Genomic DNA, 21,362 nt, shown 5'->3' on the forward strand with positions numbered 1-21,362 from the left:
AGCAGCATGTGACCGCAAGGAGCGTGGCGTTCGGCGCACAGGCAAGATATACCCCGCGTACCTGCCTGTGGACCAATTCTTTTCTCTTGAAGCGGCGGGAACGGCCGGCCATCTATGCCCACGAAAGGCTTGAGGAACGGCGGGACCGGGAGACGGTGGAGACAGAGGCTTGACCATTCCCAACATCATCACGCTTTTCCGGTTCCTGCTTGTGCCGGCGGTCGTCTTCGCGCTTTTGACGGAGGAGGTGGGCTGGGCCTTCGCCGGATTCCTGGCCGCGGCCGTCTCCGACGGCGTCGACGGCTTCATCGCCCGCCAGTTCGACCAGCGCAGCGAGCTCGGCGCCTATCTCGACCCCATCGCCGACAAGCTGTTGCTCGTCAGCGTCTTCGTGGTGCTCGGCTATATGGGCCACCTGCCGCTGTGGCTGGTGGTGGCCGCCGTCTCGCGCGATGCGCTGATCGTCGGAGGCGTGGTGCTGTCGACCGTCATGGGAAATCCGGTGGCCATGAAGCCGCTCCTCGTGTCGAAGGCAAACACGCTGGCGCAGTTGCTGCTTGCCGCGCTGGTGCTGGCCAGCCTGTCGCTCTCCTTCACGCTGGGCATCTTCTATGACGGCCTGGTCTATCTTTGCGGGCTCTTGACCGCAGCTTCCGGCGCGGCCTATCTCGTGTCCTGGATCAAGCATATGGGCGGTTATGTCGACACAGGCACCCCACAAGGACGAGGCTGACAGGGCGCCCAAGGGTGGTGGGCCGGAGCGTGGCGGACTTATCCGGCAGGCCGTCTTCTGGCTCATCGCCGCAAGCGTTCTTGTCCTTTTTCTCTATGTCTTCAGCTCAATCCTGCTGCCCTTCCTGGCCGGCATGGTGCTGGCCTATTTCCTCGACCCCGTGGCCGACCGGTTGCAGCGGATCGGCCTGTCGCGGCTGGTCGCGACCATCGTTATTCTGGTCGCCTTCGTCGTTGCGCTGGCGCTGGCGCTGATGGTGGTCATCCCGGTACTGGGCAACCAGCTGATCGAGTTCGCCGAGCGCTTGCCGGACTATCTTTCCCGCCTCCAGGCCCTGATCACGAGCCTCGATCCCGGGTGGTTCGAGGAGGCAGTGGGGGTAAATCCGCAGGCCCTGCAGGAGGGGCTGACCTCGCTTCTGGCGCAAGGCACCGGTTTCCTCGCCACCCTTTTCAGGTCGATCTGGAGCTCCGGCCTGGCGCTGGTCAACCTGGCGAGCCTTTTCGTCGTCACGCCGGTGGTCGCCTTCTATATGCTGCTCGACTGGGACCGCATGATCGAGAAGGTGGACAGCTGGGTGCCGCGCGAGCACCTGGAGACGGTGCGCCAGATCGCCCGCGACATCAACTCCGCCACCGCCGGCTTCGTGCGCGGGCAGGGCACGCTGTGCCTCATCCTTGGCGTCCTCTATGCCGCCGGACTGACGGCGGTGGGCCTCAATTTCGGCCTGCTGATCGGGCTTTTCGCCGGGCTCATCAGCTTTATTCCCTTCGTCGGCTCGCTGGTGGGGCTGGCCCTGTCGGTGGGGGTGGCCGTCGTGCAGTTCTGGCCGGAGTGGTATTGGGTGGCGGCGGTGGCGGCGATCTTCTTCGCCGGACAGTTCATCGAGGGCAATCTCCTCCATCCATGGCTGATGGGCCGCAGCGTGGGGCTCCACCCGGTGTGGCTGATGTTCTCGCTCTTCGCGTTCAGCTATCTGTTCGGCTTCGCCGGGCTTCTGATCGCCGTTCCGACCGCCGCCGCGATCGCCGTGCTCGTGCGCTTCGCGTTGGGGCGCTACATGGCCTCTCCTCTGTACAGCGGTGGCAAGCCGCCCGAAGCGGATGCGAAGAACGGCGGCAAATGACACGCAGAGGGCCTCCGCCACGGCAATTGCCGCTCGACCTTGCGCATGAAGAAGCGCGCTCGCGCGACGACCTTGTGGTCACGCCGGCCAACGCGCGCGCCGTGGCGCTGGTGGAAAGCTGGCCAGACTGGCCGTCGCCCGTCACCGTGCTGGCGGGGCCGGCGGGGGCGGGCAAGTCGCATCTGGCCGCGATCTGGCGCGCTCATTCCGGCGCCCGGCAGGTGGCCGCCGACGAGATCGATGCGGCAGCCCTTGCCGCGGCCGAGCATGGGCCCGTATTCGTCGACGACGCAGATAGCACCACGCGCGACGAGACCGGCCTCTTCCATCTCATCAATACGGTGAAGGGGGCCGATACCCATCTGCTTCTGACCGCACGGCGTTTTCCCACCGGCTGGGGCGTGCGCCTGCCCGACCTTCTCTCGCGCCTCAAGGCGGCGGCGCTGGTGGAGATCGACGAGCCGGACGACGTGCTTCTTGCCGGCGTCATCGTGAAGCTCTTCGCCGACCGTCAGGTGGCGGTGGAGCCGCATGTGGTGCAGTTTCTGGTGCGCCGCATCGAGCGCTCGCTTTCGACGGCGCAGCAGGTCGTGGAACACCTCGACCGCGCTGCGCTCGAGCGCAAGACGCGCATCACGCGGGCGCTAGCGGCAGACGTCGTCGGCGCCATGGAAACAGGGTGATGCGATTTCGCGGTTGATTCCCTCGCCGCGCGCTTGAACGGGCTGCGGCCGTCGATTAGATGAAACCATGTTTTGTCTCAGGCTGTCCTTCACCGTGGCCGTTCTGGCGACGGTGGCGGTGTATCCCCTTGCGCGAATCTTGCCGGACTGGATGGCCTGGGAGAACCAGCCCGTCGAGAACGCCGGCTCGCTTGTCCTTCTGGTCGGCATGGTGACCGCGCTCCTTTACCAGCACCGGTCGGAAGAGCGAAAGTGGAAATGGCTGTGGCGCGCCGCAGCGCCCCTCTGGCTTATCCTTCTGGCGCGCGAATTGAGCTGGGGCGCGGCGTTCTATCCGCCCACCCAGATGACCATTGACGGGCCGATATTCTCTTCCGACCACCTGTGGTACAAACCGGTGGTCTATCCCCTTGTCGCCCTGATCGGCGTGGCGATCGTCTATATCGTCTTGCGCCATCGCCTTGTGGATAAGGCCGGCGAAGTGATCCGCGCCGGTGCAGCGCCATGGCTCGAGATGCTGCTGGCGCTCGTGTGCATCGCCGTCGCGACCATTGCCGAAGGCCACGGCGGTGTGCTGAACGGCTGGATCGGCGGCCACTCGATGCTCATCGAGGAACTCGCGGAACTGGCGGCAGCCCTGTGGCTTTTTACCGGCCAGGCGCGTGTGCGGGCATTCCAGCTCAAAGAAAGCCGCACCGGGGACTTGCTCCGCACATCGTGAGACTATAGGGAATTCAGCGCCTCGGAGCGTAGCGCAGCCTGGTAGCGCATCTGGTTTGGGACCAGAGGGTCGCAGGTTCGAATCCTGCCGCTCCGACCAGGATTTCCCGGCCATTGAGGCCGGCATGGAACGAATAGAACCGAGAGTGAGGGTCGCCAAAGTGTCCGCGCGCATCTACAGCCCTTCCAGGACCGCCATGCAGTCCGGCACCGCCAAGACCGGCCACTGGGTGCTGGAGTTCGAGCCCGAAACCCCGCGCCGGATCGATCCGCTGATGGGCTACACCAGCACCTCGGACGCCAAGAGCCAGGTGCACCTGACCTTCGCCACCAAGGAGGAGGCCGTGGCCTACGCGCAGAAGCACGGCATCCCGTTCCGGCTCGAGGAGGCGAAGGCGCCGAAGCGGCGCCAGGTTTCCTATGCGGAAAATTTCCGCTATGACCGCAAAATCCCGTGGACGCACTGAACCCGTCTCGTCAGCGCCCGGCCCCGTAGCTCAGCTGGATAGAGCATCGGTCTTCTAAACCGAATGTCGCAGGTTCGAGCCCTGCCGGGGTCGCCATCTCGTATTTTAGAGGGGGCATGAGTCTCGTTCACAATGAACGGACAAAGCTTCTGGCCAGCGCGCTCGACCGAGTTTCGACCGCTTGCGTGGCCGTCGGCCTTATCGCGCCGGTCGTCGGTGATGGCGTTAGCACGGCATGGGGCTCATTCGTCGGTCTGGTGATTTGGCTTTCGGCCGCGACTGCACTACATTTGGTGGCGAGGCATGTCCTTGGAGGGCTGAAGCCATGACCGGCATGGAGCTGTTCTACTTTGTCATTCTGCCGCTTCTGATCGTGGCGGCCGGTTGGCTTGCCGCCTATCTCCATGAGCGCTCTGCGCCGAACGACAAAATTCATCCGGGAGAGTAGGTTTCGGGATCAAGACCCCGCCGCCCGCAGCCCCTTCTCGATATCTCTTTTCAGGTCCTCCACGTCCTCCAGCCCGATCTGCAGGCGGATGACGGGGCCGGCATAGACGCCCCTTGCGACCGTGCGGTCGCCGAGGAAGACGTGGACGGCAAGGCTTTCGAAGCCGCCCCAGGAGTAGCCGAGGCCGAAAATGTCGAGGGCGTCGAGGAAGGCATGGGCCTCGCGCTCGCCGCCGCCGTTGAGCACGAACGAGAAGATGCCGCTGGCGCCGGAGAAGTCGCGTTTCCAGATCGCGTGGCCGGGGTGCGATTCAAGGGCCGGGTGGAGGACTTGCGCCACGCCTTCCTGCGCTTCCAGCCAGCAGGCGATCTGAAGCGCGCTCTCCTGGTGGCGGGCAAGCCGCACGCCCATGGTGCGCAGGCCCCTCAGCACCTGGTAGACGTCGTCCGGACCGGCGCAAGTGCCGAGCGTGAGGAACGTATCGTAGAGCTTCTCGAAGCAGGCTTCGTTGGCCGACACGGTGCCGAGCAGGATGTCGGAATGGCCGGCCGGATATTTGGTCGCCGCGTGGATGGAGATGTCGACGCCGTGGTCGAGCGGGCGGAAGAAAAGGGGGGTGGCCCAGGTATTGTCCATCATGACGACGGCGCCGCCTTCGCGGGCGGCTGCGGCGATGTCCGGGATATCCTGCATTTCGAAGGTGTTGGAGCCGGGCGATTCGGTGAAGACCACCTTGGTGTTGGGCTTCATCAGCCGCGCGATCTCCGCGCCGACGAGCGGATCGTAATATTCGATCTCCACGCCCAGCCGCTTCAGCATCGTATCGGCGAAGCGCCGGGTAGGGTGATAGACCGAATCGACAATGAGCGCGTGGTCGCCCGCCGAAAGAAACGCCAGGAGCGGTACGCAGACGGCGGCAAGCCCGGAAGGCACGACGATGGTGCCGGCCGAGCCTTCCAGTTCGTCCATCGCTTTGGCCAGCGCATCGGTGGTCGGCGTGCCGCGCGTGCCGTAAGTGTATTTCTGCTTGCGCGAGGCCATGGTGGCCGCATCGGGGAAAAGCACGGTCGAGGCATGCACCACCGGCGGGTTGACGAAGCCGAAGAAATCGCCCGGATCGTTGCCCATATGGGCGAGCCTCGTGTTGATGCCGTCTTTCCGCCCGTCTCGCGCCATGCCGTAAACCTCGTCCATCGTCATGCCTCGCCGGGCACCGGTCCGGCATAGAAGCTTCGCGCCGGTTTCTCAAGACTGCCAGACAGATACCGGCATCTCGCATGTGCGGCATTGGCTCTTGACCCGCGCTGATTTATGGCATTCGATGGTTGACGTGCTTGGGAGAAGGAAGGGTGCATCCCGATGTCGTCCCGACAGATGGCCAGCGCCGGCTTCCGCACAAAAATCAGTAGGGGATGAACCCTGTACGAAAAAAAGGGTCAATAATCATGAACAATTCCATCAAGGCACTGCTCGGCTCGGCCGTGATCGCGTTGGTAGCGGTTCCGGCCTCCGGAGCCACGCTCGACGATGTGAAGAACAGAGACGCCCTGCGTTGCGGCGTCAACACCGGCTTGCCGGGCTTTGCGTCCCAGAACGACCAGGGTGAATGGCAGGGCCTCGACGTCGACTACTGCAAGGCGGTGGCAGCCGCCGTGTTCGAGGGTGACGCCAGCAAGGTGCAGTACTCGCCGTTGTCCGCGGTCCAGCGCTTCCCCGCCCTGCAGAACAACGAGGTCGATCTGCTGGCACGCAATACGACCTGGACGATGAACCGCGACACCGCCCTCGGCCTCAACTTCGCCGGTGTCAACTACTACGACGGCCAGGGCTTCATGGTGCGCGAGGAGCTGAACGTGACCTCGGCCCTGCAGCTCTCCGGCGCCACCGTGTGCGTGCAGAGCGGCACGACGACGGAACTGAACCTGACCGACTACTTCCGCGCCAACAACATGGAGTTCAACCCGGTCGTCATCGAGTCCCAGTCGGACGTCAATGCCGCCTACGAGCAGGGCCGCTGCGACGTCTTGACGACGGATGCCTCGGGCCTCTACGCCACGCGTCTCGAGCTTGCCAATCCGGAGGAGCATATCGTCCTGCCGGAGATCATCTCCAAGGAGCCGCTGGGCCCTGTGGTCCGCCAGGGCGACGAGCAGTGGTTCGACATCGTCAAGTGGGTGCATTTCGGCTTGCTGAACGCCGAGGAACTGGGTGTGACCCAAGACAATGTCGAAGAGATGATGAACTCCGACGATCCGAATATCCGCCGTCTCCTCGGTACGGACGGGACCTTCGGCCAGGATGTCGGCCTGACCAACGACTGGATGGTCAACGTGATCAAGGCAGTCGGCAATTACGGCGAAATCTTCGAACGTAATGTCGGCCCGGACACGCCGCTCAGGATCCAGCGCGGCCAGAACGAGCTGTGGACCAAGGGCGGGCTGCAGTACGCGCCGCCGATCCGCTGATCGGATGAGCGAGGAGCCGCGCCTGCTCGGGGTGCGGCTCTCTTGCCTGACAAAGCAACGGCGGGCCGGTCTCTGCGGCCGGGCCTTCGCCATTGCCTATGGCGGATCAAATGACGGCTGACACCCAAAGCATTCGCGAGCCGCGCGTCGCGCTCATGCGTGACCCCAGGACACGCGGGCTGATCATCCAGATCGTGATGATCATCGCCATACTGGCGTTCGCGGCATGGCTCATCAACAACACCGTGCGCAACCTCGCGCAGGCCAATATTGCCTCCGGCCTCGGTTTCCTGTCGACGCGGGCGGGCTTCGACATCGGCCAGGTGCCGATCGACTACACCAGCAATTCGAGCTATGGCCGAGCGTTGCTGGTCGGCATCACCAACACCATCATCGTCGCCGGCTCCGGTATCGTTCTGGCGACCATCGTCGGCTTCATCGTCGGCATCGGCCGCCTGTCGCGCAACTATCTGGTGCGCGGCTTGAGCACGATTTATGTCGAGGTCTTCCGCAACGTCCCGCCGCTTCTGGTCATCCTGTTCTGGTATTTCGGCGTTCTGTCCGTGCTGCCGCTGCCGCGGCAGGCCATCGATCTGCCGTTCGGAGCCTTTCTCTCCAACCGCGGCCTGCAGACGCCGGCAATGCGGTTCGATCCGGAGGCCGTTCTGGCGTTGATCGCCTTCTTCGTCGGCATCGCCGGCGCCGTCGTCCTTTCCCGGATGAACAGACAGCGGCAAATGAGGACGGGCGAGCAGCGGCCGACCCTCTTGCCGAGTATCGGCCTCATCCTTGGCCTGCCGCTGGTCGTCTTTGCGCTGACGGGCTTCCCCTTTGTCTTCGAGTATCCTGAAGCGACCCGCTTCAACCTGGTCGGCGGCTTGCAGGTAAAGCCCGAATTCCTGGCCCTGTTCCTGGCGCTTTCCTTCTACACGGCCTCATTCATCGCCGAGATCGTGCGCGCCGGCATCCTCGCCGTCTCGTGGGGGCAGACGGAGGCGGCTTCGGCGCTGGGGCTGACGCGCCGGCAGTCGCTGAGGCTGGTCATCGTGCCGCAGGCCTTCCGCGTCATCATCCCGCCGCTGACGAGCCAGTATCTCAACCTGACGAAGAACTCCTCGCTGGGCCTTGCCGTCGGCTATCCCGAGCTGGTCGCCGTCGGCTCGACCGTGCTCAACCAGACCGGACAGTCGGTCGAGGTGGTGGCGATCTGGATGGTCGTCTATCTGGGCCTGAGCATCGCTGTGGCCGCGTTCATGAACTGGTTCAACGCGCGCATGGCGCTGATCGAGCGATAGGAGGCGAGCCGTGGAAGAACAAGTTGCAGCCTATGTCGCCAAGGAGCAGAAGGAGCCGCTGCCGCCGCCACCGAGCGAGGTCGGCCTCACCGGCGTCCTGCGCAAGAACCTTTTCGCGACGCCGTTCGATTCGGCCCTCACCGTGGTGCTCGGCCTCTTCTCGATCTGGGCGGCGTGGCAGCTGATCCAGTGGGCGCTCGTGACGGCGGTTTTCGTCGGCGCCAACCGGGAAGCCTGCCTGGCGGGGGAAGGCCAGGCGGTGGGCGCGTGCTGGGCTTTCGTCCATGCCAAGCTCGGCCAGTTCATGTACGGGCTCTTTCCGCTCGGCGAGCGCTGGCGCGTTGATCTGGTCATCGTTCTCCTGGTGGCCCTGGCATTGCCGCTGGCGATCCCGTCGGTGCCGCAAAAGCGGCTGAACGCGCTTCTTCTGATGGTCGCCTTCCCCTTCGTCGCCCTCGTCCTTTTGACCGGCGGTCAGTTCAACATCGGCGGCGGCTGGATCGCCTTTCTGTTCGCGCTGGCCGCCTTCGCGTCCGCCAGCTTCGCGGCCGGCAATGTCACGGCCTCGCACAAGCTCCTGAGGGCAGCGACCTGGCTTGCGGCGCTGGCGATGGTCCTTCTCCTCGTCTCCAACATCGTCTGGAGCGGGCAGATGACCCTGCTCGTCTTCCGCTTCTCGGTCCTGTCCATGCTGGCGTTCCTGACGGCGCTGGCGTCGATCGCCGCGAGCCTCGTTGCAGCGTGGTCCGGCGAGGACGGGCGGGCGTTGGCTCTGCGCACGCTCGCCCCGCCGCTCCTCGTGCTGGCGCTCGTGGTGCTGCTTGCCGGCGATTTCGGCTTGAGCCCGGTGGCCACCAATCGGTGGGGCGGGCTTCTGGTGACGCTGGTGGTGGCGCTCACCGGCATCGCCGCCTCGCTGCCGCTCGGCATCCTGTTGGCGCTCGGGCGGCGCTCGCACCTGCCGGCCGTGCGCCTGTTCTCCATCATCTTCATCGAGTTCTGGCGCGGCGTGCCGCTGATCACCGTGCTCTTCATGTCGGCCTTCATGATCCCGCTATTCCTGCCGGAAGGGGTCAGCTTCAACCAGCTCCTGCGGGCGCTCATCGGCGTGGCGCTGTTTTCGGCCGCCTATATGGCCGAGGTGGTGCGTGGCGGCCTGCAGGCGATTCCCAAGGGCCAGTATGAAGGAGCCCAGGCGCTTGGCCTCGGCTACTGGCAGATGATGCGCCTGGTGGTCATGCCGCAGGCCATCAAGCTGGTGATCCCCGGCATCGTCAACACCTTCATCGGCCTCTTCAAGGACACGAGCCTGGTCTACATCATCGGCCTCGCCGACCTTCTGGGCACCGTGCGGCGCGGCTTTTCCGATCCCAACTGGATCACCCCGACGACGGCGGCCACAGGCCTTGTCTTCGCGGCATTCGTCTATTGGCTCTTCTGCTTCGGCATGTCGCGCTATTCTATCTATACAGAGCGCCGGCTTCACACCGGCCACAACCGATAAACCGGCCTTGAAGGCCCTTCAGGGGAAAAGGCGATGGCAGCGCAGAACATCAACGTGGTCGACCCGCAGGAGATCAAGATCGACCCGAAGAAACTTCATATCTCCGACACGGACGTGGCGATCGAGATCGTCGACATGCACAAGTGGTATGGCGATTTCCATGTGCTGCGCGACATCAATCTGAAGGTCATGCGCGGCGAGCGCATCGTCGTGTGCGGCCCGTCGGGCTCCGGCAAGTCCACCATGATCCGCTGCATCAACCGGCTGGAGGAGCACCAGAAGGGCAGGGTCGTTGTCGACGGCATCGAACTCACCAACGATCTGAAGAAGATCGACGAGGTGCGGCGCGAGGTCGGCATGGTGTTCCAGCACTTCAACCTGTTCCCGCATCTCACCATTCTGGAGAACTGCACGCTGGCGCCCATCTGGGTGCGCAAGACGCCGAAGCGCGAGGCGGAAGAGATCGCCATGCACTATCTGGAGCGCGTCAGGATTCCCGAGCAGGCGAAGAAGTATCCCGGCCAGCTCTCCGGCGGCCAGCAGCAGCGCGTGGCGATCGCCCGCGCGCTCTGCATGAACCCGCGCATCATGCTGTTCGACGAACCGACCTCGGCGCTCGATCCGGAGATGATCAAGGAGGTGCTCGACACCATGGTGGACCTGGCGCAGGAGGGCATGACCATGATCTGCGTCACCCACGAGATGGGCTTTGCGCGGCAGGTGGCCAACCGCGTGATCTTCATGGACCAGGGGCAGATCGTCGAGCAGAACACGCCGGCCGAATTCTTCGACCACCCGCAGCACGAGCGCACCAAGCTGTTCCTGTCGCAGATCCTGCATTAGGGCGCCGTGCGCCCGAACGGGCACAAAGGACGCTCTACGTCTTTGGATCTTTACGTATCGGTCGCAGGGGCGGCTCCGATCATCTCCACGTCGTAGCTGTAGAGCCAGTCGAGATCCGCCGCCAGGCTCTCCTCGCTCTTCAGCCGGAGTGCCAGGTCGCGGGCCAGCGCGGCCGGGCCGCCGGCATGCCAGACGAAGCGGTTGAAGGCGCCGCGGCGGGCCACGCGGGCAAGGCGCGGCTTGCGCAGGCGCTCGTAGGTGGCGAGCGCGCCCGGCATGTCGCCGCCGCCGGCGGTCAGCTCCGCCAGGAGCGCGGCGTCCTCGATGGCCATGGCTGCGCCCTGGGCGGCGTAGGGGCTGAGCGCATGCGCCGCATCGCCGATCAGGGCCAGGCCCGCATTCGTCCAGGGCCCGCCGATCTGCACCTCGTGAATGGGCCAGGCCGTCCAGGCCCCGGCCAGCCGGACAATGTCGGACAGGGCAGGGGCAGCCCGCCGGGTTGCCGCCAGGAGGTGCGCCATATCGGCGGCGTTCGCCCAGCCGCGCCCTATCTCCGCGCTGCGCGTCACCAGCACCAGATTGAGGTCCGCCCCGCCGCTGAGCGGATAGGCAACGAGGTGGAAATCGGGCGCCAGGAAGGCGGTGACGGCGTCGGGGGCGACCGTACCCACCGCCTGATCGCTCGCCGCGGCGTCGCGCAGGATGGCCCGGAAGGCGGCAAAGCCGGTGAAGCGGCTCTGCCGTCCGCCGACACGCGTCCGCAGCTGCGACCACACCCCGTCGGCGCCGATGAGCAGGTCGCAGGCAACCTCGCCGGGCTGCCCGGCCTTCTCCACGGTGGCGATGGTTTCGCCGTCGCGCAAGGCGGCGTCCCGAACCTCGGTGCCCAGTTCCAGGCGGATCGCCGGGTTGGCACGCACCTGCCGCAGCAGCGCCTTCTGCAGGTCGGCGCGGTGGGCCACCAGATAGGGCGCCTGCCAGCGCCGCTCCGCCTTTTGGCCGAGAGTAACACCGGCCAGCGTGGAAAGCCTTGCGGCGTCCTTGAGGAGGATGGCGCGGGGCCGGACCGCGTTCTCGCCGAGGCTCTCCAGCACGCCGAGGCGGGCGAGGATGCGGGTGGCATTGGGCGAAAGCTGCAGACCCGCGCCCACTTCCTGGAGCGTTTCGGCACGCTCGAAAACGGCGACGGAAAAACCCTTTGCCGCAAAGCAAAGCGCTGCCGTAAGCCCGGCAATCCCCGCGCCGGCGATGGCGATCGGGCGGCCGGTCATAGCGGACTGCCGGCGAGGTCTTGTCGAGGTTCATCGGATGAGCGGCGAGGGGCGAACCCGGCCGTATCGCGATATCGAAACACCCTAGACCGCTTCCTCACGGAAAAGGCAGCCTTCGGGCACCGTTTCATGTGTTTTCAGCTTGGCGTTATAGCGATAGAGCGTCGAACAGTAGGGGCAGATGCGCTCCTCGTCGTCGCCCATGTCGAGAAAGACATGCGGATGGTCGTTCGGCGGGTTGGCGCCCACGCACATGAACTCCTTGACGCCGATTTCAATCGTCCGGTAGCCGTTCGTGTTGTGGAAATGGGGTGTTTCAAAGCCCGCCATTCCTTTTCTCCCGCTGTCGCCGTCTATCCGGGTGCGTTTGAAGCATAAATACCTTCTTTGCAAGTCCGTGATATGAAACTGTCGCAAAACCCTGTCACGACGTAGTATGGGGTGGATCGGGCCGCCCGGAGGTAGGACAATCGAAGCGAGCAGGCCATGAACGAACTGAAGCCGGTAAAGAGTGAATTCCCGACCCAGCCCGGGACGGTGGACGAGATTGCGCGCTCGAGCCCCGATCGTTTCGTCAACCGCGAGTTCTCGTGGCTGCAGTTCAACCGGCGGGTGCTCGAGGAATCCCAGAACACCAGCCACCCGCTCCTGGAGCGCGTGCGGTTCCTGTCGATCTCGGCCGACAATCTGGACGAGTTCTTCATGGTGCGCGTGGCCGGGCTCGCCGGCCAGGTGCGCGAGGGGATCGCCACCAGGAGCGCCGACGGACGCACGCCGGAAGAGCAGCTCGAGCACGTACTGCGCGAGGTGAGCCGCCTGCAGGTGGACCAGCATGCAAGCCTCGCCGGCCTTCTGGAGCTCATGAAGAAGGAAGGCATCGAGATCGTGCGCCCGGAGGCGCTGACACGCGACGACAGGAAGTGGGTCGAGGAGCATTTTCTGGAAGCCATCTACCCGGTGCTCACCCCGCTTTCCATCGACCCGGCGCACCCCTTCCCCTTCATCCCCAATCTCGGCTTTTCGATCGCCCTCGACCTGCAGCATCTGGGCAACAAGGAGAGGATGACGGCGCTTCTGCGCCTGCCGGTCACGCTGCAGCGCTTCGTCGCTTTGCCGGAGCGGCCGAAGGCGGTGCGCTTTATCGCGCTGGAGGACATCGTCGAGATGTCCATCGGCAAATTGTTCCCCGGCTATAAGGTCAACGGTTCCGGCACCTTCCGCATCATCCGCGACAGCGATATCGAAGTGGAGGAGGAGGCGGAGGACCTGGTGCGGCTGTTCGAGAGCGCGCTCAAGCGCCGGCGCCGGGGTTCGGTGATCCGTATCGAGTTCGAAAGCACCATGCCCCAGGGCCTGCGCGATTTCGTGGCGACCGAGCTCGGCGTGCCATCCTCGCGCATCAGCGTGCTCGACGGGCCGCTCGCCATCAACCAGATTTCCGAAATCGTCAAATTACCGCGCGACGATTTGAAGTTCCCACCCTACAACCCGCGCTTCCCCGAGCGTATCCGCGACCATGGCGGCGACTGTTTCGCGGCCATCCGGGAAAAGGATATCGTCGTCCACCATCCCTATGAGAGCTTCGATGTCGTAGTGCAGTTCCTGCGCCAGGCCGCGCAGGACCCGGAAGTGGTGGCCATCAAGCAGACGCTCTATCGCACCTCCAACGACAGCCCCATCGTGCGCGCCTTGATCGACGCGGCCGAAGCCGGCAAGTCGGTCACCGCGCTGGTGGAGCTGAAAGCCCGCTTCGACGAGGAGGCGAATATCCGCTGGGCGCGCGACCTGGAGCGCGCCGGCGTGCAGGTCGTCTTCGGCTTCATCGAATTGAAGACGCACGCCAAGATGTCTCTGGTGGTGCGCCGCGAGGGCAGGCGCCTGCGCAACTATGTGCATCTGGGCACCGGCAACTACCACCCGATCACCGCACGCATTTATACCGACCTTTCCTATTTCACCGTCGATCCGGCGATCGCCCATGACGTGGCCAAGATCTTCAACTTCATCACCGGCTACGCCGAGCCGGATGTGGACATGAAACTGGCGGTCTCGCCGTTCAGCTTGAGGAATCGCATCATCGAGCATGTCCAGGCGGAAATCGAACATGCCAAGGCGGGCCGGCCGGCGCAGATCTGGATGAAGATGAATTCGCTCGTCGACCCGCAGGTGATCGACGCGCTTTACGAGGCCGGCCGCGCCGGCGTCGAGATCGATCTTGTGGTGCGCGGCATCTGCTGCCTGCGCCCCCAGGTGCCGGGCCTTTCGGAGAACATCCGGGTGAAGTCCATCGTTGGCCGGTTCCTGGAGCATAGCCGCATCTATTGCTTCGGCAACGGCCGCGGCCTGCCGTCGGACGACGCGGTCGTCTACATCTCCTCGGCCGACATCATGCCGCGCAATCTCGATCGCCGGGTCGAGACCATGGTCCCCATCACCAACCCGACCGTGCACGAGCAGGTGCTGGGCCAGATCATGCTGGGAAACATCATGGACAATCAGCAGAGTTTCGAAGTATTGCCTGACGGCACCTCGCGGCGCATCGCGCCGCAGGATGGAGAGGAAGCCTTCAACGCTCAGGAATATTTCATGACCAATCCCAGCCTGTCCGGCCGTGGCGTTGCGCTGAAGTCGCACGCGCCCAAGCGCATCGCCGCTTTCAAGCGGCCCAAGAAGGCCGCCGCCGGCTAGCGGTGGTGGGCACAGCCGTATCCCAGGGCCGGTTGCCGAACCGGCGTCCCATTGCGGTCATCGATATCGGCTCGAATTCGATTCGTCTGGTGATCTACGAGGGCGTCGCCCGTTCGCCGACCGTGCTGTTCAACGAGAAGATGCTGGCCGGCCTCGGCCGCGGCATCGTGACGACAGGCGAGCTCGATCCCGACGGCGTGACGCGCGCCGTCGATGAGTTCCGCCGTTTCCGCGCGCTCTCAGAGCAGGCGGGCGCCGCATCGCTCCAAGTGCTCGCCACCGCCGCCGCGCGCGAGGCGACCAATGGGCCAGACTTTATCCAACGCGCCGAAAGGATCCTGGGCACCAAGATCCGCGTGCTCTCCGGCCGCGAGGAGGCGCGCTACGCCGCCCTCGGCGTCATCGCCGCCTTCCATGACGCCGATGGCATCATGGGCGATCTCGGCGGCGGCAGCCTCGAACTCGTCGACGTCCGCGGCGAGACGATGGGGGAAGGGATCACGACCCCCCTCGGCGGCCTGAAACTGCGTGAGATGGCCGGCGGCTCGATGAGCGATGTCGCACGCATCGCCCGCAGCGAGCTTGCGCGCGCCGAATGGCTGGGGAAGGGGGAGGGGCGTGCCTTCTACTGTGTCGGCGGCACGTGGCGAAACCTCGCCCGCCTCCACATGAACGTCACCGGCTATCCGCTTCCGGTGATGCACCACTACGAGATCGACCCCAAGGAGGACGCCGCCTTCCTGAAGCGCGTCGCCAAGGGTGACATCGACAAGATGAAGGGCATCGAGCGGGTATCGAAGAACCGCCGTGCGCTGCTGCCCTACGGCGCTGCCGTGCTCCTGGAGGTGATCCGCGCGGCCAAGCCGGCGAAGATCGTCATCTCGGCGAACGGTGTGCGCGAGGGGTTTGTCCATTCGCTGCTTGGGGAGGAGGAGCGGCAGGCCGACCCGTTGCTCGCGGCGGCCGAGGAACTGGCCGTTCTGCGCTCGCGCTCCGTCACGCATGCGCGCGAGCTCGCCGAGTGGTCGGGCACCGCCTTTGCCGCCTTCGGCATCGAGGAAACGGAGGAGGAGCAGCGCTACCGCCGCGCGGCTTGCCTTCTGGCCGATATCGGCTGGCGCGCCCACCCGGAATATCGTGGCACACAGTCGCTCAACATCATTTCCCACGGCTCCTTCATCGGCGTCGATCATCCCGGCCGCGCCTTCATCGCGCTTGCCATTCTCTTCCGCCACGAAGGCCTGTTCGACGACGCGCTTTCGCCGGAGATGCGCAAGCTCGCCACGCCGCGCTATGTGGAGCGGGCGCGGCTCCTGGGCGGGCTTCTGCGCGTGGTCTATCTGCTCACGGCCTCGATGCCCGGCATCATCCCGCAGCTTAGGTGGGAAAAGCGCGACGATGGATCCATCGCCCTCCTGGTCCCGCGCTCCCACGCCGCCCTGATGGGCGAGCGCCCGCACGGCCGCATGGCGCATCTGGCCAGGGTGACGGGGTTGAATTTGGTGTTGGATGTGGGGGAGTAGGCGATAAACGCAGCCGCTACTCCGCCGCCCGCGCCGCCTGCTCGCTAGGCGAGAACGTCTCGATGCGCCGGTTGGCGAATCTGAGGGCGATTTCGCCGCGCAGGAGCTTTAGCGCCTCCTCGCCGAATACCTCGCGCCGCCAGCCCGAAAGGGCGGGCACCTGCGCCTTCTCGCCGTCGGCCGCGATGCGATCGATGTCGTCGCTGGAGGCGAGCATCTTGGTGGCCACGCCTTCCTTCTCGGCCACCAGCTTGAGCAGCACCTTGATGAGCTCGGCCGCGGCAGCCGCCCCTTCCGGGGCGTGCTGGGGCCTGGGCAGCCTCGGCAACTCTTCCTTGGGCAGGGCGAGGGCGGCGTTGACGGCCTTGAGCAGGCCCGCCGCGGGGGCCGAACGCTCCCAGCCCTTGGGCGTGCTTCTCAGCCGGCCAAGCGCGGCTGCATCCTCCGGCTGCTGCTGGGCGATCTCGTAGATGGCGTCATCCTTCAGCACGCGGCCGCGCGGCACGTTGCGTTCGCGCGCCTCGCGCTCGCGCCAGGTCGCCACATGCTGCAGGACGGCGAGCTCGATGGGCTTGCGCACACGCAGCTTCAGCCGCTTCCAGGCGTCGTCGGGGTGCGGATCGTAGGTTTCCGGCGCCGTCAGCACGCCCATCTCCTCCTTCAGCCAGTGGGCGCGGCCTTCGCGCTCCAGCTCCGCCTCGAGATGCTCGTAGACGGGGATGAGGTGGGTGACGTCGGCCAGCGCATAGTCGAGCTGCTTCTGCGACAGCGGCCGATGGCGCCAGTCGGTGAAGCGTGAGGCCTTGTCGAGGTGCTCGCCGGTGATGCGGTAGACGAGCTGGTCGTAGGACACGCTGTCGCCGAAGCCGCACACCATCGCCGCCACCTGCGTATCGAAGATGGGATGCGGGATGAGGTTGCCGAGCTTGTAGATGATCTCGATGTCCTGCCTTGCGGCATGGAAGACCTTCGTCACCTTCTCGTCCGCCATCAGGCGGAAGAAGGGCTGAAGGTCCATCCCGGGGGCCAGCGGATCGACCATCGCCGTGACGCCTGGCGCCGCCATCTGGATCAAGCACAGCTCGGGCCAGAACGTGGTCTCGCGAATGAATTCGGTGTCGATGGTGATGAAATCGGATTTTTCGAGCGCGGCGACTGCCTTTTCCAGCTCTTTGTGGGTTTTGATGAGTTCCATGCACCCTCTTTAGGCGCTGCTGCCCGAAATGTGAAGAAATTGTATCGCCCGGTTTTCGCCGCGCCGCCGCCCCGCCTTGACAAAATGGGGCGCGCATGCGCTTTTCGCGCCGGTTTGACGAGGCCGGCCCGCGCCCGTTCACAGTTGCCTTCAGACACGGACCAGAGATAATGCACCGCTACCGCAGCCATACCTGCGCAGAATTGAGAAAATCCGACGTGGGCGAGACCGTCCGCCTTTCCGGCTGGGTCCACCGCGTGCGCGATCATGGCGGCCTGCTCTTCATCGATGTGCGCGACCATTACGGCATCACGCAGATCGTCGCCGACCCGGATTCGCCCTCCTTCGGCACCGCCGAGAAGGTGCGCGGCGAGTGGGTGATCCGCGTCGACGGCGAGGTCAAGGCGCGCACGGAGGAGACGGTGAACCCGAACCTGCCGACCGGCGAGGTGGAAATCTTCGCGCGCCAGATCGAAGTGCTGTCCCGGGCAAGCGAGCTGCCGCTGCCGGTCTTCGGCGAACCGGACTATCCCGAGGACATCCGGCTGAAATACCGCTTCCTCGACCTGCGCCGCGAGACGCTGCACAGGAACATCGTCGCCCGCACCAGGATCATCGCCGACATGCGCGCGCGGATGGCGGAAGCCGGCTTCACCGAATTCTCGACGCCCATCCTCACCGCCTCCTCGCCGGAGGGCGCGCGCGACTTCCTCGTCCCCTCGCGGCTGCACGAGGGCAAGTTCTATGCGCTGCCGCAGGCGCCGCAGATCTACAAGCAGCTCATCATGGTGTCCGGCTTCGACCGCTATTTCCAGATCGCGCCCTGCTTCCGCGACGAGGACCCGCGCGCCGACCGGCTGCCGGGCGAGTTCTACCAGCTCGATCTGGAGATGAGCTTTGTCGAGCAGGAGGACGTGTTCCAGACGATGGAGCCGGTCGTCCGCGACATCTTCAAAACTTTCGCCGACGGCAAGCCCGTCACCGAAACCTTCCGCCGCATTCCCTATGACGAGGCCATGCGCAAATACGGCACCGACAAGCCGGACCTGCGCAATCCCATCGTCATGGAAGACGTGTCGGAACATTTCCGCAGTTCCGGCTTCAAGGTCTTCGCCAACATTCTCGCCAACGATCCCAAGGCCGAAGTGTGGGCGATCCCGGCAAAGACCGGCGGCTCCCGCGCCTTCTGCGACCGCATGAACGCGTGGGCGCAAGGCGAGGGACAGCCGGGCCTCGGCTATATCTTCTGGCGCAAGGAGGGCGAGGCGCTCGAGGGCGCCGGGCCGATCGCCAAGAACATCGGGCCGGAGCGCACCGAGGCGGTCCGCACCCAGCTCGGCCTTGCGGACGGCGACGCCTGCTTCTTCGTCGCCGGCGATCCGAAGAAGTTCGCCGCCTTCGCGGGCGCCGCACGCACGCGGGCCGGCGAGGAACTGGACCTCGTCGACCGCGACCGCTTCGAGATTGCCTGGATCGTCGACTTTCCCTTCTTCGAGTGGGACGAGGACGAGAAGCGCGTCGACTTCGGCCACAACCCCTTCACCATGCCGCAGGGCGGGCTGGAGGCGCTGGAGACGCAAGAGCCGCTGTCGATCAAGGCTTACCAGTACGACCTTGTCTGCAACGGCTTCGAAATCGCTTCCGGCGGTATCCGCAACCACTTGCCGGAGATGATGGTGAAGGCGTTCGGCATCGTCGGCTTCGACCGCCAGACGGTGGAGGAGCGCTTCGGCGGCCTCTACCGCGCCTTCCAGTACGGCGCGCCGCCGCATGGCGGCATGGCGGCCGGCATCGACCGCATCGTCATGCTTCTGGTGGGCGCGAAGAACCTGCGCGAGGTGACCATGTTCCCCATGAACCAGCAGGCCCAGGACTTGCTTATGGGCGCACCGTCGGAGGCGACACCCCAGCAGCTTCGCGATCTGCATATCAGGCTCGCGCCGTCCAGGAAGGACTGAGGCCCCCTTTACTGGTTCGCCGTGATCATGAGCCCGATCTGCTTGATGAGCAGTTCGGGCGCGCCCATGGCCGCGCCCATCAGCATGGCGAAGGGAACCGGGTTCTCCGGCTTGGCGCTGATTTCCAGAGTGTCCGGGTTTTCGAGGAAAGTGCCGACGGCCTGGGTCAGGTTCTGGGTCAGCTCGGAGCCGAGATAGGGCGTGAGCTGCATCGGGATGACCGCTTTCGCCTGGGCGATGATGTCCTCCCGCTTGCTGCCTTGCTCTTTCGCCGCATAGTCGAGTGCCTTGCCTGTCAGCGAATCGTCGGTGAAGCGCAGCGTCATGCCGTGGAAGGTGAGCTGCTGCATCATGCCGAGCATGGCCATGCCCTGCGCGGTATTGTTCTCCCCGCCGCCGGCATTCTCCTCCGTCTGTTTTCTCATGTCGTCCATCGCCTGGATGAACGCCGGCGTATAGCCGTCGAAATCCGCCGTCAGGGCGAACGTTCCCGCCTCGTCCACGGTCGCCTCGTAACGCGACACCGTCGTGCGCCCGTCGGAGGGCCGCCAGCTTCCCGTCATGCGCATGTTGCCGTTGATCTCGCCGTATCCGAGCTCTTTCAGCACGTTGACGGCGTTCGAACCGCTCTCGATCGACCGCAGATCGAACGAGAAGGCCTCGACCCCGCCGTCGACCATTACCGCATCGTCGTCGGAGACCGTGATCTCGGCGCTGATGTTTTCCAGGGAACCCGTCAGCCCGTTGTCCCTCTTCACATCCAGGCGCGCAAGCTCGGTGCGGTCGTAGCGCAGCACCGCACCCTCGAAGGGGGCGCTTTCGATATCCTCCGGCAGCAACAGGCCGGTCATCGTGAAGCCGGTGAACGAGAGCGTCGAGCCGCCGGCGCGGTGCTCGAATTCGTCCACGGCGATGCGGTCGACCCGGAAGGTCCCGTCAGCCTCCTCGGTGACGTTCTGCAAGGTGAGATCGCCGATCGGCAGGGCGGCGCTGCGATCCATGTATGCCATCGTCGCGCCTTCGAGCGTCACGTCGGCTCCATCCATGCGCGCGCCCTCGTAGCTCATCTCGAGCTGCTGCTTGGCCATCAGCGCCTTCATGCGCTCGCCCACCTCCTCCGCCTCGAGGGCGAAGGCGGCCGGCGCATTCACCGCCGCGAGGACGCCGGCGAGGATTGCGGATTTCAGGCAGAGGCGGTGGCGTTCCATGCGGCGTTCCCCATGTAGCGGTTACGGTAACTTCTGTTTATGTCAGGTAATATTCCGCCGGAAAGATGACTGGCGGCCTTTCCTGTGTCAATTTGCGGACGCAAATCATGATGAACGCCGATTGATTTAAAGGGGGACCATGCCTTACGCGATCAATCGACGGTCGGCGCTGAAGCTGGCCGTGACGGGTTTTCTGACACTCCTTGCGCTGGCGTTGCCGGCCAGCGGCGCCATGCTGCACGACGGCGTGGTCTATAGCGGCGGGCTGCAGCTCGATATCCACACGCCCGCCGAGGAGCCCGTCCGCGCCAGCGTCCTGCAACTGAACCTCTTCAACGCGTCCGCCGGGTTGAGGCCGGTCGTCATCTACGCCCATGGCGGCGGCTGGGTGAAGGGCGACCGCAAGAGGGTCTATTCCCTGCCCAGATGGCTGAACTCCAGGGGCTATCTGCTGGTCGCCATCGACTACCGCAAGGTGCCGGCCACCACCATCGACGGCCAGGCGCGCGATCTTGCCGATGCCGTTTCCTGGGTACGCACGAATATCCGCCGCTATGGCGGCGATCCCAACCGCATCGTTCTGATGGGCCATTCGGCCGGTGCCCATCTGGTGGCGCTGACGGCGGCGCGCGGCATGGTGGGCGCGGTGCGGGGCGTCATCCCCAACGACGTCCAGGCCTACGACATGGTCGCCTATGCCGGCATGCGCGGCTCGCTCGGCTATCCCTATCTCGACGCTTTCGGCTCCGATCCGGACAACTGGGTGCGCTGGTCGCCGGTCACCTACGCCAGGCGCAGTGCCGGCTTTCCGCCGCACTTTTTCCTGCATTCGGGCTCCGACGGCGCGCGCCGCCGCGCGCTCACCAACGGCTATGCCAATCTCTTGAGAAGCCGCGGCGCCCGCGTCGAGGTCTTCGACGGCGGCCGCTACACCCATGGCTCCATCGCCAGCCGGCTCGGCCGGCCCGGCGACGCGGCGACCGCCGCCGTCGAGCGCTTTCTGGAAAGGGTGACGCGCTGAGGCGGCGCGGACGGCCGGCCGGGGCTGTAAATGCGGGCTCATGGTCGTCGCTTCTCCTTCACCCCTTGGGTAGGCAGGGGCGCGTTTCATCCTCGCCACGCCCGGTTTCGACACCGTCTGGCCATTTCAAAGAACCGGGAAGACGGGCGGCCTTCGTGTCGCTCGTCATATTTTTTTCGCGACCCTCGGGCCGCCCGTCCGGCGTTTTTAAGTC

The 21,362-nt window shown here is 65.2% G+C and carries 19 protein-coding genes and 2 tRNA genes; 16 read left to right on the forward strand and 5 right to left on the reverse strand.

Features of this window, described 5'->3' with window-relative positions:
- Window positions 1–169: 169 nt before the first annotated feature.
- The 8 genes from GM910_RS20835 (at window position 170) to GM910_RS27670 (ending at window position 4,177) form a co-directional block, all read left to right on the forward strand.
- Window positions 170–733 (forward strand): CDP-alcohol phosphatidyltransferase family protein, encoded by a 564-nt coding sequence (locus tag GM910_RS20835; RefSeq protein ID WP_159590813.1) that lies wholly within the window; start codon window positions 170–172, stop codon window positions 731–733.
- Complete coding sequence (locus GM910_RS20840) at window positions 699–1,859, forward strand: AI-2E family transporter (protein ID WP_159590816.1); 1,161 nt, start codon at window positions 699–701, stop codon at window positions 1,857–1,859. The genes GM910_RS20835 and GM910_RS20840 overlap by 35 nt, the downstream gene beginning before the upstream one ends.
- Window positions 1,856–2,542 (forward strand): DnaA regulatory inactivator HdaA, encoded by a 687-nt coding sequence (hdaA, locus tag GM910_RS20845; RefSeq protein WP_159590819.1) that lies wholly within the window; start codon window positions 1,856–1,858, stop codon window positions 2,540–2,542. Before GM910_RS20840 ends, hdaA begins: the two co-directional genes overlap by 4 nt.
- Window positions 2,543–2,609: 67 nt before the next feature.
- Window positions 2,610–3,263, forward strand: a complete 654-nt coding sequence (locus tag GM910_RS20850) for a hypothetical protein (RefSeq protein WP_159590821.1) — start codon at window positions 2,610–2,612, stop codon at window positions 3,261–3,263.
- Window positions 3,264–3,285: 22 nt separating this feature from the next.
- Window positions 3,286–3,362: transfer RNA gene (locus GM910_RS20855), tRNA-Pro, on the forward strand.
- 25 nt (window positions 3,363–3,387) lie between these two features.
- Window positions 3,388–3,729, forward strand: a complete 342-nt coding sequence (locus tag GM910_RS20860; RefSeq protein ID WP_159590824.1) for an ETC complex I subunit — start codon at window positions 3,388–3,390, stop codon at window positions 3,727–3,729.
- Window positions 3,730–3,748: 19 nt separating this feature from the next.
- Window positions 3,749–3,825: transfer RNA gene (locus GM910_RS20865), tRNA-Arg, on the forward strand.
- Between the two features lie 229 nt (window positions 3,826–4,054).
- A complete protein-coding gene (locus GM910_RS27670; RefSeq protein WP_281354915.1) occupies window positions 4,055–4,177 on the forward strand; it encodes a hypothetical protein in 123 nt (40 codons plus the stop codon).
- 9 nt (window positions 4,178–4,186) lie between these two features.
- On the opposite strand, the gene GM910_RS20870 is transcribed toward GM910_RS27670, so the two are convergent.
- On the reverse strand, window positions 4,187–5,353 hold the full coding sequence (locus GM910_RS20870; protein ID WP_159590879.1) for a cystathionine beta-lyase: 1,167 nt from the start codon (window positions 5,351–5,353) through the stop codon (window positions 4,187–4,189).
- A gap of 266 nt (window positions 5,354–5,619) precedes the next feature.
- Here GM910_RS20870 and GM910_RS20875 point away from each other — a divergent pair, with 266 nt between their 5' ends.
- The 4 genes from GM910_RS20875 to GM910_RS20890 all read left to right on the forward strand — a co-directional run bounded on the left by GM910_RS20875 (window position 5,620) and on the right by GM910_RS20890 (window position 10,284).
- Window positions 5,620–6,642 (forward strand): amino acid ABC transporter substrate-binding protein, encoded by a 1,023-nt coding sequence (locus GM910_RS20875; protein WP_425482711.1) that lies wholly within the window; start codon window positions 5,620–5,622, stop codon window positions 6,640–6,642.
- A 110-nt stretch (window positions 6,643–6,752) separates the two neighbouring features.
- On the forward strand, window positions 6,753–7,937 hold the full coding sequence (locus GM910_RS20880) for an amino acid ABC transporter permease (protein WP_159590830.1): 1,185 nt from the start codon (window positions 6,753–6,755) through the stop codon (window positions 7,935–7,937).
- Between the two features lie 10 nt (window positions 7,938–7,947).
- Complete coding sequence (locus GM910_RS20885) at window positions 7,948–9,441, forward strand: amino acid ABC transporter permease (RefSeq protein ID WP_159590834.1); 1,494 nt, start codon at window positions 7,948–7,950, stop codon at window positions 9,439–9,441.
- A gap of 135 nt (window positions 9,442–9,576) precedes the next feature.
- Window positions 9,577–10,284, forward strand: coding sequence for an amino acid ABC transporter ATP-binding protein (locus GM910_RS20890; protein WP_205602615.1), 708 nt, complete (start codon window positions 9,577–9,579; stop codon window positions 10,282–10,284).
- 50 nt (window positions 10,285–10,334) lie between these two features.
- On the opposite strand, the gene GM910_RS20895 is transcribed toward GM910_RS20890, so the two are convergent.
- Window positions 10,335–11,555: an FAD-dependent monooxygenase gene (locus tag GM910_RS20895; protein WP_159590840.1), complete on the reverse strand. Its 1,221-nt coding sequence runs from the start codon at window positions 11,553–11,555 to the stop codon at window positions 10,335–10,337.
- An 84-nt stretch (window positions 11,556–11,639) separates the two neighbouring features.
- Window positions 11,640–11,885 carry a zinc-finger domain-containing protein gene (locus GM910_RS20900; RefSeq protein ID WP_159590843.1) on the reverse strand — a complete coding sequence of 82 codons (246 nt, stop codon included), beginning with the start codon at window positions 11,883–11,885 and terminating at the stop codon, window positions 11,640–11,642.
- Window positions 11,886–12,041: 156 nt separating this feature from the next.
- On the opposite strand from GM910_RS20900, the gene GM910_RS20905 reads away from it, so the two are divergent.
- Together GM910_RS20905 and ppx are read left to right on the forward strand one after the other, a co-directional pair.
- Window positions 12,042–14,243, forward strand: a complete 2,202-nt coding sequence (locus GM910_RS20905) for an RNA degradosome polyphosphate kinase (RefSeq protein WP_159590846.1) — start codon at window positions 12,042–12,044, stop codon at window positions 14,241–14,243.
- Between the two features lie 5 nt (window positions 14,244–14,248).
- A complete protein-coding gene (gene ppx / locus GM910_RS20910) occupies window positions 14,249–15,766 on the forward strand; it encodes an exopolyphosphatase (RefSeq protein ID WP_159590849.1) in 1,518 nt (505 codons plus the stop codon).
- Window positions 15,767–15,782: 16 nt separating this feature from the next.
- Here the strand turns inward: ppx and rnd are convergent, their stop codons facing one another.
- Complete coding sequence (gene rnd, locus GM910_RS20915; RefSeq protein WP_159590852.1) at window positions 15,783–16,961, reverse strand: ribonuclease D; 1,179 nt, start codon at window positions 16,959–16,961, stop codon at window positions 15,783–15,785.
- Between the two features lie 170 nt (window positions 16,962–17,131).
- On the opposite strand from rnd, the gene aspS reads away from it, so the two are divergent.
- A complete protein-coding gene (gene aspS, locus GM910_RS20920; RefSeq protein WP_159590855.1) occupies window positions 17,132–18,919 on the forward strand; it encodes an aspartate--tRNA ligase in 1,788 nt (595 codons plus the stop codon).
- Window positions 18,920–18,927: 8 nt separating this feature from the next.
- Here the strand turns inward: aspS and GM910_RS20925 are convergent, their stop codons facing one another.
- Window positions 18,928–20,127 (reverse strand): hypothetical protein, encoded by a 1,200-nt coding sequence (locus GM910_RS20925; RefSeq protein WP_159590858.1) that lies wholly within the window; start codon window positions 20,125–20,127, stop codon window positions 18,928–18,930.
- A 139-nt stretch (window positions 20,128–20,266) separates the two neighbouring features.
- Between GM910_RS20925 and GM910_RS20930 the strand changes: the two genes are divergently transcribed.
- Window positions 20,267–21,148 carry an alpha/beta hydrolase gene (locus GM910_RS20930; protein WP_246226246.1) on the forward strand — a complete coding sequence of 294 codons (882 nt, stop codon included), beginning with the start codon at window positions 20,267–20,269 and terminating at the stop codon, window positions 21,146–21,148.
- Window positions 21,149–21,362 lie beyond the last annotated feature (214 nt).

This window comes from Chelativorans xinjiangensis (genome assembly GCF_009812055.1).
GTDB lineage: Bacteria > Pseudomonadota > Alphaproteobacteria > Rhizobiales > Rhizobiaceae > Chelativorans > Chelativorans xinjiangense.

Coding starts and splice junctions, on each gene's coding strand:
- GM910_RS20840 (WP_159590816.1), top strand. CDS start 699: ATGTCGACACAGGCACCCCACAAGGACGAGGCTGACAGGGCGCCCAAG.
- hdaA (WP_159590819.1), top strand. CDS start 1,856: ATGACACGCAGAGGGCCTCCGCCACGGCAATTGCCGCTCGACCTTGCG.
- GM910_RS20850 (WP_159590821.1), top strand. CDS start 2,610: ATGTTTTGTCTCAGGCTGTCCTTCACCGTGGCCGTTCTGGCGACGGTG.
- GM910_RS20860 (WP_159590824.1), top strand. CDS start 3,388: ATGGAACGAATAGAACCGAGAGTGAGGGTCGCCAAAGTGTCCGCGCGC.
- GM910_RS27670 (WP_281354915.1), top strand. CDS start 4,055: ATGACCGGCATGGAGCTGTTCTACTTTGTCATTCTGCCGCTTCTGATC.
- GM910_RS20870 (WP_159590879.1), bottom strand. CDS start 5,353: ATGGCGCGAGACGGGCGGAAAGACGGCATCAACACGAGGCTCGCCCAT.
- GM910_RS20880 (WP_159590830.1), top strand. CDS start 6,753: ATGACGGCTGACACCCAAAGCATTCGCGAGCCGCGCGTCGCGCTCATG.
- GM910_RS20890 (WP_205602615.1), top strand. CDS start 9,577: ATGCACAAGTGGTATGGCGATTTCCATGTGCTGCGCGACATCAATCTG.
- GM910_RS20895 (WP_159590840.1), bottom strand. CDS start 11,555: ATGACCGGCCGCCCGATCGCCATCGCCGGCGCGGGGATTGCCGGGCTT.
- GM910_RS20900 (WP_159590843.1), bottom strand. CDS start 11,885: ATGGCGGGCTTTGAAACACCCCATTTCCACAACACGAACGGCTACCGG.
- GM910_RS20905 (WP_159590846.1), top strand. CDS start 12,042: ATGAACGAACTGAAGCCGGTAAAGAGTGAATTCCCGACCCAGCCCGGG.
- rnd (WP_159590852.1), bottom strand. CDS start 16,961: ATGGAACTCATCAAAACCCACAAAGAGCTGGAAAAGGCAGTCGCCGCG.
- aspS (WP_159590855.1), top strand. CDS start 17,132: ATGCACCGCTACCGCAGCCATACCTGCGCAGAATTGAGAAAATCCGAC.
- GM910_RS20925 (WP_159590858.1), bottom strand. CDS start 20,127: ATGGAACGCCACCGCCTCTGCCTGAAATCCGCAATCCTCGCCGGCGTC.
- GM910_RS20930 (WP_246226246.1), top strand. CDS start 20,267: ATGCCTTACGCGATCAATCGACGGTCGGCGCTGAAGCTGGCCGTGACG.